Source organism: Marinobacterium marinum (assembly GCF_013868415.1).
Classification (GTDB): domain Bacteria; phylum Pseudomonadota; class Gammaproteobacteria; order Pseudomonadales; family Balneatricaceae; genus Marinobacterium; species Marinobacterium marinum.
In genome coordinates, this window is sequence record NZ_JACEMT010000052.1 from 94756 (window position 1) to 113317 (window position 18562).

General features: G+C 57.5%; 16 protein-coding genes. 5 read left to right on the forward strand and 11 right to left on the reverse strand.

The annotated features are described in order from the left end of the window. Positions 1–81: 81 nt before the first annotated feature. Complete coding sequence (locus tag H1S06_RS11930) at positions 82–1023, forward strand: LysR family transcriptional regulator (RefSeq protein ID WP_181740477.1); 942 nt, start codon at positions 82–84, stop codon at positions 1021–1023. Between the two features lie 63 nt (positions 1024–1086). On the opposite strand, the gene H1S06_RS11935 is transcribed toward H1S06_RS11930, so the two are convergent. Then, a complete protein-coding gene (locus H1S06_RS11935; protein WP_181740479.1) occupies positions 1087–1299 on the reverse strand; it encodes a cold-shock protein in 213 nt (70 codons plus the stop codon). Between the two features lie 694 nt (positions 1300–1993). Further along, on the reverse strand, positions 1994–4228 hold the full coding sequence (locus H1S06_RS11940; protein ID WP_181740481.1) for a YgiQ family radical SAM protein: 2235 nt from the start codon (positions 4226–4228) through the stop codon (positions 1994–1996). 187 nt (positions 4229–4415) lie between these two features. Between H1S06_RS11940 and H1S06_RS11945 the strand changes: the two genes are divergently transcribed. Beyond that, positions 4416–6518, forward strand: a complete 2103-nt coding sequence (locus H1S06_RS11945) for a TonB-dependent siderophore receptor (protein ID WP_181740483.1) — start codon at positions 4416–4418, stop codon at positions 6516–6518. A gap of 88 nt (positions 6519–6606) precedes the next feature. Here H1S06_RS11945 and H1S06_RS11950 read toward each other — a convergent pair whose 3' ends face one another. Beyond that, on the reverse strand, positions 6607–7929 hold the full coding sequence (locus tag H1S06_RS11950) for a Na+/H+ antiporter NhaC family protein (RefSeq protein ID WP_181740485.1): 1323 nt from the start codon (positions 7927–7929) through the stop codon (positions 6607–6609). A gap of 206 nt (positions 7930–8135) precedes the next feature. Further along, positions 8136–8855, reverse strand: a complete 720-nt coding sequence (mtgA, locus tag H1S06_RS11955; RefSeq protein WP_328515343.1) for a monofunctional biosynthetic peptidoglycan transglycosylase — start codon at positions 8853–8855, stop codon at positions 8136–8138. 108 nt (positions 8856–8963) lie between these two features. On the opposite strand from mtgA, the gene H1S06_RS11960 reads away from it, so the two are divergent. From H1S06_RS11960 to H1S06_RS11970, 3 genes are all read left to right on the forward strand, one after another. Continuing rightward, positions 8964–9302 (forward strand): hypothetical protein, encoded by a 339-nt coding sequence (locus H1S06_RS11960; RefSeq protein WP_181740489.1) that lies wholly within the window; start codon positions 8964–8966, stop codon positions 9300–9302. A gap of 64 nt (positions 9303–9366) precedes the next feature. Further along, positions 9367–11325: a copper resistance system multicopper oxidase gene (locus H1S06_RS11965; RefSeq protein ID WP_181740491.1), complete on the forward strand. Its 1959-nt coding sequence runs from the start codon at positions 9367–9369 to the stop codon at positions 11323–11325. 11 nt (positions 11326–11336) lie between these two features. After that, positions 11337–12038, forward strand: coding sequence for a copper resistance protein B (locus H1S06_RS11970; protein ID WP_181740493.1), 702 nt, complete (start codon positions 11337–11339; stop codon positions 12036–12038). A 186-nt stretch (positions 12039–12224) separates the two neighbouring features. Here the strand turns inward: H1S06_RS11970 and H1S06_RS11975 are convergent, their stop codons facing one another. The 7 genes from H1S06_RS11975 to H1S06_RS12005 all read right to left on the reverse strand — a co-directional run bounded on the left by H1S06_RS11975 (position 12225) and on the right by H1S06_RS12005 (position 18558). Further along, positions 12225–13025 (reverse strand): EAL domain-containing protein, encoded by an 801-nt coding sequence (locus H1S06_RS11975; protein ID WP_181740495.1) that lies wholly within the window; start codon positions 13023–13025, stop codon positions 12225–12227. Positions 13026–13067: 42 nt separating this feature from the next. Further along, entirely contained in the window at positions 13068–13664 is a 597-nt protein-coding gene (locus H1S06_RS11980; RefSeq protein ID WP_181740497.1) for a flavodoxin domain-containing protein, read from the reverse strand. An 8-nt stretch (positions 13665–13672) separates the two neighbouring features. Continuing rightward, entirely contained in the window at positions 13673–14482 is an 810-nt protein-coding gene (locus tag H1S06_RS11985) for a DUF4198 domain-containing protein (RefSeq protein ID WP_181740499.1), read from the reverse strand. Positions 14483–14511: 29 nt separating this feature from the next. Then, the gene (locus H1S06_RS11990) at positions 14512–15030 is read right to left on the reverse strand and encodes a DUF2271 domain-containing protein (protein ID WP_181740501.1); all 519 of its coding nucleotides are present in this window, start codon (positions 15028–15030) and stop codon (positions 14512–14514) included. A gap of 10 nt (positions 15031–15040) precedes the next feature. Next, the gene (locus H1S06_RS11995; RefSeq protein ID WP_181740503.1) at positions 15041–15709 is read right to left on the reverse strand and encodes a PepSY-associated TM helix domain-containing protein; all 669 of its coding nucleotides are present in this window, start codon (positions 15707–15709) and stop codon (positions 15041–15043) included. Positions 15710–15904: 195 nt separating this feature from the next. Beyond that, positions 15905–17284, reverse strand: a complete 1380-nt coding sequence (locus tag H1S06_RS12000; RefSeq protein WP_181740505.1) for a sodium-dependent transporter — start codon at positions 17282–17284, stop codon at positions 15905–15907. 59 nt (positions 17285–17343) lie between these two features. After that, positions 17344–18558 (reverse strand): tetratricopeptide repeat protein, encoded by a 1215-nt coding sequence (locus H1S06_RS12005; RefSeq protein WP_181740507.1) that lies wholly within the window; start codon positions 18556–18558, stop codon positions 17344–17346. Between the last annotated feature and the right edge of the window lie 4 nt (positions 18559–18562).

Below are 18562 nucleotides of genomic sequence, written 5' to 3' on the forward strand. Positions count from 1 at the left end.
TTCGAGTCTAGCCGCGCTTCCCGTTGACAGACAACGCTCAACCAAGCACATTGGTTGTGCAAAAATGCACAAGGAATACACATGCTTAATTGGCAGGACATTCAGATATTTCTCGAAGTGGCCCGCGCCGAACGGCTCACCGATGCCGCGCGCCGGTTAACCATAGACCATTCCACCGTGTCACGCCGTATCCGCCGATTCGAGGCCGACCTGAATACGCAGCTGTTCGAGCGCAGCACACACGGCTACCGCCTGACGGCCGCCGGCGAGCAACTCTTGCAGTTTGCGGAGGAGATGGCTCGACAGGCAACCGGAGCTCGCGAAAACATCAGTAATCAAAACCTTCAAATCAGCGGTCAGATCCGTATCGGCGTCACCGAGGGTTTCGGAACCTACGTCATCACACCTTTGCTCAGCGCCTTTCAGAAGCAGTACCCTGACGTCACCATCGAGCTGCTGACGTTGCCAAGAGCCGTGAACCTGAGCCGCCATGAAGCCGATCTGGCGATCACCATCGACCGGCCAACCAATGCCGAAATGGTCGTTTCACGCCTGTGCGATTACCGACTCAGGCTCTATGGAGAAACCCGCTATCTGGAGCAAAAGGGCGTACCCGCACATATGGGAGCACTGTCCCGCTATGAGCTGATCGGTTATGTAGACGATCTGGTCTTCAGCGACCAGCTATGTTATCTCGATCCACTGCTGCATGGCCTGCCCAGCCAGCCCCATTTTGTTCAGCGCAGCACCAGCGTCATCACCCAGCTGCACGCCGTACGCGCAGGTGCTGGACTGGCCATTCTGCCCTGTTTCATGGCGGAACAGGAGCCCGGCCTGCAGGCTTTGCTGGTACCGGAGATCGATATCTGTCGTGAATTCTGGATCACGGCACGTGCGGAGCAGCGCCAGTTATTGAGAGTACGTCTGCTGTGGCAGTATCTGAAGGAGGCGATAGAGCTGAATCGGCTCTGGCTGCTGGGCGCCTATGGCACCAATCTGCAACTGCCAGCGCCAGCCCCCTGAGTGAAGGGGTAAAACAGAACAGCGGGCAGAGCGCCCGCTGTTGCGAATCCGGACTGTCAGTGCTTATGCAACAACAGTAACGTTTTCAGCCTGAGGACCTTTCTGGCCCTGAGTAACTTCGAAAGTTACAGTCTGGTTTTCGTGCAGGGTACGACGACCAGTACCGTTAATAGCGCGGAAGTGAACGAACACGTCCGGGCCGTTTTCCTGCTGGATAAAGCCGAAGCCTTTTTCATCGTTGAACCACTTAACGGTACCGGTAACGAGCTGTGACATTTTTTGCCTCTTTCTTTTGCATGTACACCAGCGATGCTGGTTTTTCTTATGTTTGGATGCACCCAGGTGCCATCCGATCGTATTGAACCGGCCACAGGGACCGCTTCATCCGCCAACAGCCTCCTGGCTACCGGCCTATCCTGTTCCCGATTGGATCAGGAACGGAATCTTCCATGGTACAGACACTTATCGCACCGGTACCGCCTTGAACTCCTCTCCAGTCTAGAGCCGCTTCATTGCGATCCCGTGACGCCACGCACACAGCTGCCACAAGGCACAACTGCGGGGGTCAAACGGAAACAAAGGGGAAGCAGAGGAAAAGAGCGGGAGATCAACCAGGTACACACCACCTGTGACAGCCGGCATAGGGGGCTGGTGAGTAATGCACCTGCAGCCACGAACGCGGGTGTGGCCGATGAAGTTTTGCTGGCGGCCATCAAGCCGCTGAAATACAGTCGTATCAAGTAAACCCAACTCCGTACCGGATACGTTCCGGTCGCCCGGTTGCCTTTTAACAAGGCCGCTACCAAGCCGATTTAATGCGGATTTCAGTAGCACCGGATAAACAATCTTTACCGCATAATACCCCAGTCAAGGCCAATTACAATGCCAGGCCCCGCATTTTTTCGTCAGGATTCAGGCCCGGGCAAGCTTGCAGGCAGGCGTAAGGCCGCCCGCCTGCCGCCACCGGCTTTCAACCCTTTCGCTTCCGCCCCGCTGACGCGGCTTTTTTACGTCCGTTTGTTGCCGACTTGCCTCCACTTGCACGCGGCGGCAGCCCCGTATGCTGGGTCAGCAAGCGTCCCTTGCCTGCGCGCGCCGACTTGGGAGAGTTTTTCCGACGCGGGCTAACATGGCGGGCCACGTCTGGCTGAGTGCTCGGAATCAGCTGCTTGTCACCATCCCCGATCAAATCCGCACGTCCCATGGCTGTCAGCGCTTCGCGCAACAGCGGCCAGTTGTCAGGATCATGCCAGCGCAGAAATGCCTTATGGAGGCGACGCTGGCGCTCACCTTTCGCAGTGGTGACCTTTTCACCGCTCTTTTTGTAAGTCAGCTTACGCAGCGGGTTACGCCCAGAATGGTACATGGCCGTTGCCGTCGCCATGGGTGAAGGATAGAACGCCTGTACCTGGTCGGCCTTGAAACCGTTGCGTTTGAGCCAGAGTGCCAGATTCATCATGTCTTCATCGGTAGTGCCCGGATGGGCTGCAATGAAATACGGTATCAGGTACTGGTCCTTGCCGGCTTCTCGGGAAAACTTCTCGAACATCCGCTTGAAGGCATCGTAGGTCCCTATCCCCGGCTTCATCATTTTATCCAGCACGCCGCGTTCGGTATGCTCTGGTGCGATTTTCAGATAGCCCCCCACATGATGGGTCACCAGTTCACGCACATACTCCGGATCTTCCACCGCCAGATCGTACCTCAGACCGGACGCAATCAGGATCTTGTTTACGCCCTTGATATCCCGCGCCTTGCGGTACAACCCTGTCAGTGAGCTGTGATCAGTATTCAGGTTCTGGCAGATTCCCGGAAATACACAGGAAGGCTTGCGGCAGGCGGCTTCGATTTCGCGGCTTTTACACGCCAGTCGATACATATTGGCAGTCGGCCCACCCAGATCCGAGATAACGCCAGTAAACCCCGGCACCTTGTCACGAATCTCTTCAATCTCATTAAGGATCGATTCGTGGGAGCGGTTCTGAATAATGCGCCCCTCATGTTCGGTGATGGAACAGAAGGTACAGCCACCGAAACAGCCGCGCATGATATTGACCGAAAAACGAATCATCTTGTAGGCCGGTACTTCCGCCTGACCATACTCGGGATGAGGGACACGCTGATACGGCAAACCGAAGACATGGTCCATCTCTTCCGTGCTCAACGGAATCGGCGGCGGGTTAAGCCACACCTCCTGTTCACCGTGCAACTGCACCAGTGCCCGCGCGTTGCCAGGGTTGGTTTCCAGGTGCAGTACCCGGTTGGCGTGGGCATAGAGTACCGGATCATTGCGCACTTTTTCATAGGACGGTATGCGAATGACGGTCTTGCCGCGATCCAGCTTTACCCGAGGCTCGATATGCAGAATCTGCACTTCGTCTTCGGCCTCCATTTCGGCACTTTCGCCGCTGTCTCGACCGCTTTCCAGCTGGCAGGCATCCAGGTCCCGGGTATTCACATAAGGGTTGATGATCTTGTCGATCTTGCCCGGACGATCAATACGCGTGGAATCAATTTCCATCCATCCTTCCGGCGTTTCCTTGCGCACAAAGGCCGTACCACGTACATCGGTTATCGTGCCGACCGCCTCCCCTCGCGCCAAGCGGTGTGCCACTTCAACTACCGCACGCTCGGCATTGCCGTACAGCAAAAGGTCGGCACGCGCGTCCAGCAAAATCGAACGCCGCACCTTGTCCTGCCAGTAGTCATAATGGGCAATACGGCGCAGGGACCCCTCGATTCCTCCCAGTATGATCGGCACTTCCCGATAGGCTTCGCGACAGCGCTGACTGTAAACCAGACTCGCCCGATCCGGACGCTTGCCGCCCTTGCCTCCCGGTGTATAGGCGTCATCCGAGCGGATTTTACGATCGGCCGTATAGCGGTTGATCATTGAATCCATGTTGCCGGCTGCCACGCCGAAAAACAGGTTCGGTTTTCCCAGCGCCTTGAAGGCATCCGCCGAGTGCCAGTCCGGCTGAGCAATGACTCCCACCCGGAACCCCTGCGCTTCCAGCAGGCGGCCGATGATGGCCATGCCAAAAGATGGATGATCGACATAGGCGTCGCCAGTGACAATGATGATGTCGCAGCTATCCCAGCCAAGCTGATCCATCTCCTTCCTGGACATGGGTAGAAAAGGTGCGGGACCGAAGCATTCGGCCCAGTACCGGGGATGATCATAAATAGGCATCACTGCGTGCATGTACAAACCTGATGTCTGGGAGCGTAATGGGGGCGTGATTATAGCGTATTTTTTAACCAGTTCCGACTTGCAACCCTCGAATCACGCGCAAAACCAAAAAAACACATTGATAACGCGAATTGTTATCATTAATATAATTGAACTTTATTCGTTCCCGGCAATACATTCCCCTCATTAAGGACTTTTTATGCCTAGACAACATCCCCTGGCGCTGGCCATAGCAACACTGCTTGCCGCACAGATTGCCCAGGCTGCGCCATCCTCAACGACAACACGCATGGCTGGCGAGAAAATCGTCATTACCGGCAAGGATGATCGCTACCAGAACCGCACCAGTACCGGTGCCATGCGTATGGAGATGGATCAGCTTGAAACGCCGCAACAGGTCAACGTGATTGATGAACAGTTGATCACCGAGCAGGGCGCAACTTCGCTGGGTCAGGTATTGAGCAACGATTCCAGTATCTCGGCAGGCGGCACCAGCCGTAACCGCGAGCGTTTTGCGCTGCGCGGCTTTGATCTGGACAGTGGCAACGGCTTCCTGCGCAACGGACAACAGCACTGGTCGCATTATCGCCAGCCCATCGAACTGCTGGATCGGGTCGAGGTTCTGAAAGGTCCGTCCGGCCTGCTGTATGGCAAGTCCGCACCGGGCGGTCTGGTCAACATGGTGACCAAGGCTCCGACCCATGAACGCCAGACAACCATTCGTCAGGATTTCGGCTCCGATCATGAATACCGCACCATGATCGACACCAGTGGCGCCCTGACTGAAGACGAACGCCTGCGTGCCCGCCTGGTGCTCTCACACCAGCAATATGACAGTTGGCGCCGTTATACCGACGGCAGTACTCCGGAAACCGAGCGCTTTGTCGGCGGACTTTTTGTCGACTATGACGTCACTGACAATGCCACCCTGTCTTTTCACTATGACAAGACCAGCGATGACGGCAGTGTTGATTCCGGCGCCCTGATCAAGGACGGCAAGCCCGTATTGGGTGACAAGCATATCTGGAACGCCCCATGGTCCAATATCGACAACGATGTCGAAAATATCGGTGCCGACCTGGCCTTGCAACTGAACCCCAACTGGTCTTTGAACACGGGCTACAACCGCCAGAAATTCATCCGTCACGATCTGGAAACGTCCTCGTTCAGTGGCTATGACCCCGCAGCCGGCACTTACAAACTGACCGGTTTTGACCGTCACGATACCTGGAAATTCGAAACGGCCTATGCCGACCTGAATGGCCAGTTCAATACGGGAGCGGTCAGACATGAAGTACTGGTGGGGGCCAACTGGCTCAACTACTACTACAAGCGCCAGCAGCAGAGCTTCCGCGGCAGCAATGCCATCGACGTGGTGGTTGGACAGCCAATCGACAAACCGGCCGGGCTCGACTATCGCTCGGCAACAGCAAATGTGTACCCGGAGCGCAACTCCTACGGTGTCTATGTACAGGACCTGATCACCCTGAATCCGCAATGGCAGCTGCTGGTTGGCGCTCGCTATGACCGCGAAGACGATGGTTCTGACACGCAAAGCAACGTGGTTCCCAAGGCCGGTGTCATTTACCACCCCAGCGACGCAGGCTCGGTCTACCTGACCTATGCCGAGAGCTTCGAGCCACAAAGCCCGGTCAGAAACCAGGATGACATCAATGATGGCATGAAGCTGGACCCGGTGACCGGTGAGATATACGAACTGGGTACCAAATGGAATCTGATGGATGAGCGCCTGCAGCTCAGCGCAGCCGTTTTCGACCTGACCCAGACCAACAAGGTTCTGAAACGTGATCGCCCCGACTTGGGCGCGGGCATTACCGAAACCACTCAGGTCGGCGAACAGCAGCATATCGGTGCCGAAATCATGGCCAGCGGCCAGCTCACCGACAGACTGTCTCTGCAAGGCTCGGCAACCTGGCTGGATGCCGAGCTCAAGGACCCGTATAACGCGCGCCTGGACGGCAACCGTCCGGCCGATGTTCCCGAGTTTGCCGCCTCCGTCTGGACCCGCTACGACCTGGATGGCAACACCGCCTTTAACCTGGGCGCGATCCACGTGGGACAGCGTTACGGAGATAACAACAACACCTACAAAAAGGATGGTTACACGCGCTTTGATGCAGGCGTTTCTCACAGAATACGCCAGTTCAAGCAAGCCGACCTGACCCTGCGCCTGAAAGTCGAAAACCTGTTTGACGAAGACTATCTGGCCGGTGGTGACAACGACAATACCGTCATTGGTGAAGGTCGCAACTTCCTGGCTTCCATGGAAATGCGTTTCTAAGACACTTTACGCCATGAGCACCATGCAAAAGGCCCGCTGGATACCAGCGGGCCTTTTTGGGTTCAGAGCCGATACCCTGCGAATGCAATCAGACCTGCGTCCCCTTGGGCTGTGGATAACTCGCCATAATCGAAGCCAGAGCGACCAGCCCCAGTACCCAGCAGTAGTGAATATTGCCGATAATTTCCAGCGGTGACAGCGCCGCGATAGAACCGGCCAGCAGCACCTGAGCACCATAAGGCAGCATCCCCTGCACCACGCAGGAAAAAATATCCATCAGGCTGGCACTACGACGTGGATCGACGCCATAGCGTCCCGCAATATCCTTGGCCAAGCCGCCGGAAATGATAATGGCAACCGTGTTGTTGGCCGTACAGACGTTGGTCAACGCCACGGCGGCACTGATACTGAACTCACCTGAACGCCGGTGTTTTTTCGGGTCATCACTCTGCCGGGACAACCGATCAATCATGCCCGCAAGCCAGACCAGACCGCCCTGAGACTTCATCAAAGCTCCCAGACCACCGATCAGCAGCGACAGAATCAGAATTTCCTGCATACCGGTATAACCGGCGTAAATGTCCTTGGACCATTGCGCGACGGTATAACCATCTGTTGCCAGCAATCCCACGCCGCCTGCCAGAACAATACCAACCAGCAGCACCAACATCACGTTCAGGCCTGACAGCGCCAATATCAATACGGCCAAATAAGGCAACACGCGTACCAGTTCGTATTCACCCGGCACCTCAACCTGGGCGCTGCTGCCCTGGATAAACAGCCATACCAGCGTCAACAAAGCCGCCGGCAGTGCAATTTTGAAGTTGAGTCGGAACTTGTCACGCATCTCACAACCCTGAGTACGCGTTGCGGCAATGGTGGTATCGGAAATAATCGACAGGTTATCGCCAAACATGGCACCGCCCACGACCGTACCGATGGCCAACGGCAAGGAGATGTCCGTCACTTCCGTAACCCCGACCGCGATAGGGGCTATGGCCGCAATGGTGCCCATCGAAGTTCCCATCGACGTAGCAATAAAGGCGCTGATCACAAAGAGCCCCGGCAGCACCAGTTCAGCCGGGATAATACTCAGACCGAAATTGACGGTGGCGTCCACGCCCCCTACGGCTTTGGCCACACTGGCAAATGCACCCGCCAGCAGGTAAATCAGGGCCATGGTGATAATGGTGTTGTCACCGACACCGGCTATAAAGGTTTCAATACGCTCATTCAGCGGGCCAGACTGCAGCATCAGAGCCAGCACAATCGCCGGAAGAATCGCCACCGGTGCCGATATCTGATAAAACGCGAACTCAGTGCCCGCCGCGTGATAGTAAAGACCACTACCGATAAACAGTGCCAAAAAGAGCCCTAACGGCAACAGGGCCAACGGTGAATTTTTCGTCATATCTATATCCGAATCTTGTCAGACCGACCAGGTCAGATCATTAGTACTGCTCCACCGGATCGGCAGAGTCAACGAGCAGGGCCAGAGATTGACCGCTTTATCGAACGACTCGACAAGCGTCCATGCAGGAGACAGGCGCCATCATGCGCCAAGAAGCATTTCTTTATACAGCAAATGCCATAAAAACTGAACCGTTTATAACCGGATCAGTCCAGCGCCGTCACCCAGTCTTCTCCCAGCTGCCGCATCTGCTGGCGTACCCAGTCCGCTCGCTGGCGCACATAGGCACTGGGCGGCTGAGCCGAATACAACCAGGGGTTGGGCAACACCACTGCCAGCCTTGCCGCCTGATCCGCTGTCAATGTATTCACCGGCTGTTGATACCAATACTCGCTGGCAGCTCCAACACCATATACACCGGGAGCGAACTCCACGATATTCAGATATAGCTCCAGAATACGCGGCTTGCCCAGCACGCCCTCCATCATCAGCGCCAAAGGCACTTCCAGTCCCTTGCGAACCCAGTCTCGCCCCGGCCACAGAAACAGATTCTTCGCCGTTTGCTGCGTCAGAGTGCTGGCACCACGCAACCCCTTGCCCTCCAGGGCATCATTCAAGGCATGTTGAATGGACTGAAAGTCGAGCCCTCCATGCAGAGGAAAGCGCTGGTCTTCAGATGCCACAACCGCCAGCCGAACACTAAGCGGAATCTGCTCCAGGTCGACCCATGCATGACGGTAGGTGTCCGGATAGCCGGCAGGCCGAGTCACTTCACGCCACAGCAGCCATGACCAGACCGGCGGATCAACATATTTGAGCCCCAGCACCAGCAGCCCCATCAGTAATGACAGCACCAACAACAAACGCCAGCATACCCGCCACAATGGACGCAGAAGATAACGTGTAAACACAGTCGACCGGCTCACAGGACCTCAACAAAAGCTGGAGTGAACCGACATGATGATTGAAATTGAACTCTTCGTCACCGGTTCGGTCACCACTTTATACAATGCCAACTCCGTTATGAGATAAGCGTGCCAGCTTCACTATTCGACCATCGCTACGGCGGACTGATCTACATACTCGCACTGATCGTGCTGGTGCTGATGCCGATATTGGCCTCGGCTGCTCCCGTGATGGTCGCTACCAAGGCCGAGGGGCTGACACAGGAGCACGCACATGAGCAGGCAAACAGCCAGGCGGATGAACACCTCTGTTCGCAGCAATGCCTGAGCAACTGTGCCGGCCATTGCGCCCCCGTGCCCGCTGCGGTACCGGCTCTGGCCACCACTGAACACCTCCCTCCCGCAACCGTTCCGGACCTGTACCACCCGCCCTTTCCCTCCGGACTGCACCGCCCTCCCAAAACCTGAATAGCCCTCTCTGTGTCCTCCCTGACGGACGGCACCGACATTTCTACTATTCAGGAGCATTTTGATGAGCAAGCACTCGACTCTGCCCATGCCTTCTCGACGCCGCTTTGTCCAGGGCCTCGCTCTGGGCGGGCTGGCTGCAGGGCTGGGCCTGGAAACACGCCCGCTATTGGCCGCGAGCACCACATCCCCCCGAACGCCTGGCATTTTGAATGGTGCCGACTTCAAGCTTGAAATCGGTCACCAGCGGGTCAACTTCACCGGCCGAGAAAAACTGGCCACGACCGTCAACGGTACTTTGCCCGCCCCGATTCTGCGCTGGCGCGAAGGTGAACGCGTCCGTATTGAGGTCCACAACACACTGGATGTCGACTCATCCATTCATTGGCACGGCATCATTTTGCCGACCGAGATGGATGGCGTACCGGGACTCAGCTTTGACGGCATTGCACCGGGTGATAGGTTCACCTACGAATTTGATGTGCAGCAGAGCGGCACCTACTGGTATCACAGCCACTCAGGATTCCAGGAACAGACAGGTCTGTATGGCGCCATCATCATCGATCCGAAAGAACCCGAACCCTTCAATTACGACCGTGACTATGTACTGATGCTGTCGGACTGGAGCGATACGCCGCCGGAGCGGATCTACTCCAATCTGAAAAAGATGAGCCACTATTACAACCGCCGTGAACGCACCCTGAGCGATGACCTCATTCCGGAAACCCGACAGGATGGCTGGGGGGCAGCAGTGTCGCGACGGCAGATGTGGGAACAGATGCGTATGAGCGATCGTGACATCTCCGATGTCACCGGTTATACCTATACCTTCCTGATCAATGGCCAGCCCCCGGCCAGTGGCTGGAGCGGCCTGTTCACACCCGGTGAAAAGGTACGCCTGCGCGTCATAAACGCGGCCGCCATGACCTTCTTTGACCTGCGCATACCCGGCCTGAAAATGACCGTGGTCGCCTGCGACGGCCAATATGTGGAACCGGTCAGTGTCGACGAGTTTCGTATCGGCGTGGCCGAGACCATCGACATCATTGTTGAACCCACCGAACACAGGGCCTACAGCCTGTTCGCCCAGGCCATTGATCGTTCCGGTTACGCCCACGGCCACCTGACCCCGGACCCGGCCCTGAAGGCCATACCTCCAGCCATGGACCCGGCCCCCGAGCTGACCCACATGGATATGGGCATGGCAATGAGCGGCAGTGCGCATGGCGGCCATGCAATGCCCGCCCATAACGAGCACACCGGACACTCAATGCCGGCCGCCGGCAGTAACAGGGAACACGGTAATCACCCTGGCATGCACCACGAACAGATATCCGTGTCACATGAAGCTCACCAGAGCATGACCATGTCCCATAACCGACATGCAACAGCTGCCGACGCTCTTAATCCGCATGCCGGCCATGACATGACGCGGCACCATCGCCACGACATGCCACCTGACCCGAGGCCTGCAACAGCCTATCGGGGACACCCCCTGTCTGCAGGCATGCCCGTCCATGCGGACAGCGAATACGGTCCGCATGTGGATATGCGTGCCGAAGCGCCTCAGTACCGCCTCGATGACCCCGGTGTCGGTCTGCGCAACAACGGCCGCAAGGTCCTGACCTACGCCGACCTGCGCAGCCTGCATCCCACTCCCGATACCCGCGAACCCGGCCGCGAAATCGAACTTCACCTGACCGGCAACATGAGCCGTTACATGTGGTCGATCAACGGTATCCGGTATGCCGACGCTGACCCCATTCATCTCACCTATGGCGAACGTGTCCGCATTACCCTGGTCAACGACACCATGATGCCGCACCCGGTTCATCTGCACGGCATGTGGAGCGATCTGGAAACCGGCGATGCCACCCACCTGCCGCGCAAGCACACGCTGGTGGTCCAGCCCGGCGCTCGGCTGAGCTATCTGGTCACCGCCGATGCAAGGGGCGAGTGGGCGTTCCACTGCCATTTGCTCTATCACATGATGGGCATGTTCCGAAAAGTCGTGGTCAGCTGAGGAGACAAGGGATGAAACTGCATCAACATTTACCACTGCTGGCCCTGTTGACGCCAGCACTGGCACTGGCCGGCATGAATGACGATCCGATACTCACCAAACTCGACGTCAAGCAGCTGGAGGGCGCCTACCGCGACGGCGATGCCCGGCTGGTCTGGAACGCCGAGGGCTGGCTGGGTACCGATCTGCACAAACTGGTTCTGACCAGTGAGGGTTCACGCCTGGCTGGCCGCAGCGAAGATCAGGAGTTGCGTCTGTTCTATCGTCGCGCGATTGCTCCCTACTGGGACCTGGAGCTGGGCTGGCATCATGAACCCCTGGCAGAAAAGCGGGATGACCGTGCTCTGCTGGGCCTCAGTGGCACGGCTCCCTGGTTTATCGAAACCGACCTGAACCTGCTTGCAGGCCCCGGCAGTGACCTCAGCGCCGAATTGAGCCTGGAGCGAGAAATACGCCTGACTCGACAGTGGGTACTCAGTCCCGAGATTGGCTTGACCGCGCACAATTTCACCAACCAAGACGAACACCAGGGCAGCGGCCTGGCCGATCTGGATCTGGAATTGCGCCTGGCCTGGGAAGTGCGCCCCGACCTTGCTCCCTATGTGGGCGTGAGCTGGGAGCGCAAACTGGGGGATTCTGCCGATATGGCTCGTGCCAGCGGGCACGACGTGGAAAGAACCTACTGGCGTATGGGCGTCAGCTTCTGGTTTTAACCCCGTACTCACCTGAAGCATACCTCGGGGCAATCAGCGCCCCGGGGATCAAAAGAGATAACATGCGCACAACAATAAAAACCGCCCTGATCACAACCAGCCTGCTGATGCTGTCAATGGCGGCCAGCACAGCAAGCAAAGCCACACATCACTGCGCAAGGGTTGCGATTGAAAAATCGCACGCTATCAGGCCGTAAAGCCAAACGGCGGGCCTTTTTGAGCAACCGCCAGCGGACTGGCATCCAACCGGTCTCCCGCCCCCGGACCCGGTTGCCAGATTTCCACAAACCGATCACGGAACAGAAATCCCTGCACCGCATCGACCCCCAGCATACGGGCACGTTCGAGTTGTTCCTCGGTCTCCACCCCTTCCAGAATCACAAGTTTTCCGCTGCTTCGGGCAAAACCGATCAGGGCGGCAAAAAGCGCTTCCGCATCAGGCCCGGTCAGGCGGCACAGCCAGTCCCGTGCCAACTTGACGTAGTCGACACTGGCCAGCAGGTCAAACGAGACCAGACTGTCCAGCGCGCCTACATCATCCAGTGCCAGCGGGATACCCGCCGCCCCGAACGCCCGCAGCATGGCAATGCTGACCTGAGCATCGGACACCGAGCTGTTCTCAATGATCTCTACCACTGCTCCCGGTCGATGCTGCAACAAATCAACCATCGGGTGCCCCGCCTCGTGCAGAAATACCTCAAAAGCGTCTTGATCGATATTAAGAAACAGCCTCGGACTTTCGGGAGCCGACTGCAACTGCAGCTGTTTGACCCTGTATTCCATTTGAAACAGGCTCAGCGGGCTGGCATGCAGGGCACGAAACACCCGGTCGGGCCCCAGGCGCTGCCCGGATGCCAGACGGAATCTGGCCAACGCCTCATGGCCCAACAGGCGACCGTCCATCGTTGCAATAATCGGCTGATATTCCACACCCAGCCCTTTGCCGCTTAGCAGATCCAGCAGCACTGCAGGGGATATTTCACGCATGGGGCTTACCTGCTTCGCCCCTGTCCGGGCGATACAACACTGTCAGCCCTGTTCCGGCAATAATTGCCTGAACCAGACATCAATCATTCTGGGGTCGGCCTGGCTGACCTGCACCGGTGCGAACAGCGGCCTGGCGCCCGCCGCCTGCATTCGCTGCGTCACCTCCAGTCCAAACGCACAAAAACGGGGATAGCCGCGATCACCCAGCGCCAGTACGGCAAAATCCAGGCCGGCATAACACGCCGATACCCTCTCGTCATCCCAGCCGATGCCAGTCTTGGGAGCATCGCCATCACCGGTCGTGCTGACCACCAGCAATAATGCCCTGTCCGGCGGCTCCACTGTTGCCAAGGCATTGAGCGCCAGGGTATCGGCACGATAGCCCGCCTTGCGCAGGCGTTTTCGCGTTTCCTGTGCCAGCTGCCTTGCCGTACCGGTTTCCGTCGCGTAGGCAATCCAGTAATCCCGACCGCCCTCAGCCGAAGCCCGTCCCGCCTGCACACGCCTGAGCGCCGACATCAATACCAGTGCATAGGCCACCAGTGCACCGCTGGCCAGCCAACGCCGTTCCAGCGTCAGGCTGTCCAGCTGCCAGACCGATAACACTGCCAAGGCCGTCAGCAGGCCAAGGTTTTTCAACCCCGGCTTCAAAGCGGCAGCACTTCCAGTGTCGCACTGTAGCTCAGGCGGCGCGGAGCCCCTTCTATTTTCTGGCTGGGCTGCTCCAGCTCGGCTTCCACCCAGTACATGCCCGGTTCTGTAAAGGTAACCTCAACAGCACCTTCGGCATCAGTCGTCAATTCAATCTCACCAACCTGGTCACGATAACGGATGCCATCGCGAATCAGCACCAGTGGCAGGCCTTGCGCCGGCTGGCCATCCACCAGAAACTTGAAGTGGACCGGCTCACCGGTCACCAGGTCATTCGGGTGTGTCACCGGTACCAGTTCGATTCCCTGCCCGCTCGGCTTAAAGGTTTCATCCGTGGGTGCTCCTTTCGTCACGAAGACCTGCATGCGACTGTCGATTTCGCTGACTTTTACATCGGAAGCCTGAGACGGAATTTCGCTGACCTTGTCGACCGGGCCCGACCAGCGCTTGGACTCACCCTCCAGCGTGTAGCGTGCAAATGCACCCTGACGGTGTATCTGCAGCGTATAGGTACCCTCTTCCTTTAACTCGACATCAAACACGGAACGATAACGCCCTTCCGCCATATTTTGTGTTTCAACAGCAGCACCGGTCGGTGACAGCACCTCCAGTTGTTTCAGGCGCAGCGGAAAATGTTCGAAATAGAACAAGCTGTTGGATACGGCACCATCAACAGTAACCCAGGTATTCTCGCCTGACAGGACCGTAGCCGACGGCAACATCCAAGCGCGATGAGCCTGCGCCGTCATCGCGGTTCCCATTCCCAGCGCCAACAGGGCACAAGCACTCAAGCGTTTGATATTCATAGTAATTCCTTAAAATATAGGATTAAAATTCAGGGCGTCAATGCCAGTGCGACACGTCCCAGTTCATGTTTGCCCTGCGCCTGTTGCTGCTGCACAGTAGTAATCGGCCATTGGAACGGCAATCGAATCAGCTCACGGCCGCCGACTTCACGCACCGCCTCGACCACCAGTCGATACTGTCCAGCCGGCAGCTGGGCCAGCTGCGGCGCGTCTGCCGCCAGACTCACTGCGTGCGTGCCCACCGGACGTGTGGCCCCCGACAGACCATCAACCGGAAATTCAAGCTGACGGCCACTGCGACGCCACCATTGCCGCAGGTCCTTGAGCCATTTGGTGCCTTCGTTATCAGCCAGCTCCAGGTCATACCAGAGTGCCAGGTCCTGCTGATGGCGTCCCTTGTCCGTTTCGATCCAGATTGCGACGTAAGGGCGGTGGTACTCCGCAACCTGCAGCGCGGGAATTTCAACCTGAACCCTGAACTCGTCAGCGACCACCTGGCCCGTTGACGCCGACAGCAGCAGTGCTGCCGTTATCGGTTTCCATTGCATATACAACTCCTTAATGCACCAGCAAAACGGCCAGCAGCACCGGGACCAGCACTCCAAGACCCGTAACCGGCCAGACCGCTGCACGCTCACGTGCATGCAGCCACAGCACGGCCAGCCCGGTCAGGCTGAACACCACGCATACCAGCGCAAAAAAATCGATAAACAAACTCCAGGCCTGTCCGGCATTGCGCCCCTTGTGCAGATCGTTCAAGTACGCAATCCAGCCACGGTCCGTGGATTCATAGAGCAACTCGGCAGTTTCAAGATCGATGCTGAGCCAGGCATCACCACCGGGGCGAGGCAGGGAAAGATAGACCTCGTATTCGGACCATTCCGGCTGTCCGGCCGGCAATTTCACACCCTGCTGATTCAGCAACCAGTCACCGACCGACAACGGCAATTCGGCGGCGTCCCTCTGTGCCTGTAACAGGGGCTCCATCAACGCTTCCGGCAGAGTTTCCTGCACGGTTGTCACCCGAGCTTCAGCCGCAATTTGTCCCGCATGATTCAACGTGATTCCGGTCACAGCAAACAGGAGCATGCCAAACAGGGCAAACGCCGAGCTGATCCAGTGCCAGGTCAACAATCGACGCATCCAGACAGCCCTGAGCCGGACAGACGTCGTCGGCACTTCTGTCGTCTCCTCCAGAGGAGCCGCTTGTGAGGGTATATCTCGCATCAATCCCGGTCCCGAACATGTAAAGCGCGAAGGATAGAACAATTCTCACTAACATTCAATGAATGATAATGATTCGCATAATGTATCGATTGATTGCCAATCACGCCGTTTGTTCGATCAGGGAGCATCAGGAAAAGAAGAAAGACCGCCGCTTCGGGCAGAAAACAGGAGGCCGGGAACCCCCGGCCCCATGCATTACAGGCTGATCAGACCGATCGCCTGCAGGAAGATAAGCATGATGATGGCCGGTACCAAAAAACGGATTAAGCCCAGCCAAAGGCGATACCCTGCACTGTCGCCGCCCAGTTCGAGCGCGGTAACCTCAGGCTTCATGACCCAGGCCGTGAACAGCGCCATCAACAGGCCACCCAACGGCAACATCCAGCCAGAAATCAGATAGTCCAGTGCTTCAAAGAAGGTTTTGCCGGCCAGCGTCCAGTCAGCGCCGATATTGAACGAAAAAACCGTTCCCAGGCTCAACACCCAGATACCGCTACCGCCCAATACACTGGCCTTGAAACGGGACATTCCCCGCTTTTCGGTCAACCAGGCAATGGCCGGTTCAATCAACGAGAAGGCCGATGTCAGCGCCGCCACTGACAGCATCAGGAAGAACAGGGTGCCAAATACGGTACCCATCGGCATCTGCCCAAACGCGATCGGCAATGTCACGAAGATCAGCCCGGGGCCATTCCCCGGCTCCAGCCCATAGGCGAACACAATGGGAAAAATGGCCAGCCCCGCCAGCAGCGCCGCCGCCGTATCCAATACGGCGACCAGAATGGAGGTGCGGGCAATGGAGACCTGCGGCGACAGATAGGAGCCATAAATCATCATCGCGCCACCACCAATACTGAGCGTGAAAAATGCATGGCCCAGCGCGATCAGCACACCAGAGGCACTGAGCTTGTCAAAGTCAGGCCGGAACATGAATTCAACCGCCGCTCCGAAATGACCAATGCTGCCGGCATACACGGCCAGTATCAGCAAAAACAGAAACAGCAACGGCATCAACCAGTTGGCCGCCTTTTCCAGCCCCTGGCGCACACCACGCCCGACAATGCCCAATGTCAGCACCAATACCAGCGTACTCCAGCCAATCAACGCCAGAGGCTGCTGCAGATGCTGTTCAAACATTTGGCCAATGCGGGGGGGTTCTACTCCGGTAAAAGCGCCGGTCGCCGTCAAGGGCATATACGCCAACGCCCACCCGGCCACCACCACATAGAAACTCAGCAACAGGAATCCCGTCATGACCCCCAGTCGACCGACGTTTTTCCAGGCCGGGCTGGCACCGGCTTCCCGTGCCAGTGTCGCCATGGAATTCACCGGATTCTGCTGCCCGCGACGGCCGATCAGCACCTCGGCCATGAGCATGGGTACCCCCAGCAGTGCAATACAGGCCAGATAGACCAGTATGAAGGCACCACCGCCGTTTTCACCGGCAACGTATGGGAACTTCCAGATATTGCCCAGGCCGACCGAAGCACCGGCAGCGGCCAAAATGAAAGAAAATCGGGTCGACCACTGCTGTTGTGGTAATCGACCCGAGCGCGCATAGGTTGAATTACTCATGTTCTACACCTGATTGGACACGAGCGTATCCTGCCATATTCAGCGCGGCTTTTCCCCTGTCAGCTGCTGCTGCCCCGTACCTGATCAAGGTAGTTCAGCCAGTTCTGCGCCTGAGCTCGCGTGGCATCATGTCGGCTCGCCTTGACGAAACTGGAGCGCGCCTGTTCATAATGGGAGCGATTGATATCGGCGATTCCCCCCAGCAGGTACAGTTCCGCAGCATCCGGCTTAAACGCCACAGCCTGATCAATACTGCGTTTCATGGCGTCCCAGTGCCGCAACTGCATATCCAGGTACGCCAACTGGCGCCAGGTCGAGTAATCCGGCTTGCGCTGCGCTATCCGCTCCAGCGTGCCACGACCGGCATCATACATTTTCGCCTGCAGCTGGGTTTGTGCCAGCAGGCGCTCATGCTTGAGTGTGCGCCTGACTTTTTTCGCCGCCATGGACTCCTGCAGCAGTTCGGCCGCACGCTGCGGTAGCCCCTGTTGCAGGAACAGCTGGGACAACCAGATATACTGCCGCTCCTGCTTGAACTTCCCGGCCAGCCAGGCAGCTCTGAGCGTCGACAGGGCATCCGCATGGCGGTCGCGAATCTGATACACGCTGGCCAACTGCTCCCAGTAGCTGGCCCGTTGTGGATAACGGTTCACCAACAATTCCAGCACGGCTGTCGCGCCTTTCCACTGTTTGAGTTCAAAATGGGCGGCCAGCTGCAACTTGTACCAGTCTTCAGGCGCCCGCCCTTTCATGCGAATGGCTGTTTTGACCGGCGCAATCACCTGCGCCCACTGCTCCAGCTGCGAATACCCCTGGGCCAGCATCAGGTAATCTTCGGCACGCACGCGTTCGGCTTTGGTTCCCTTTGCCCTCACCTGCCCTATCCAGGCCGACATGGAATTAACACCAGCGCGCCACTGCTCCTGCGACAGCTGCAACTGGGCAACCGTGTGCAATACACGACGCTGATCCACCGCCGGCAGCGCATCCAGTGCATACGCTGCGGAGAAATGTTTCAATGCCGTTTTTTCCTGCTGACGCACCAGCGCCAGGTTGCCACGAAACTGCAGTACATAGGCCTTGGCCGGCGCACTCAACTCCTTGCCCGACAGAGCCTTCAGCACCTTATCGGCCTGTGGATAGTTTTCCTCGGCCATCGCTTTTTGCGCCGCATTAAGCTGCACCAACACACCCGGTGGCAGGGTCAGACTTTCAGCCCCGGCAGCGGTGCTCAACAACAACCATAAGGGCAGCCATCGTATCATCCGTTTCATTCGC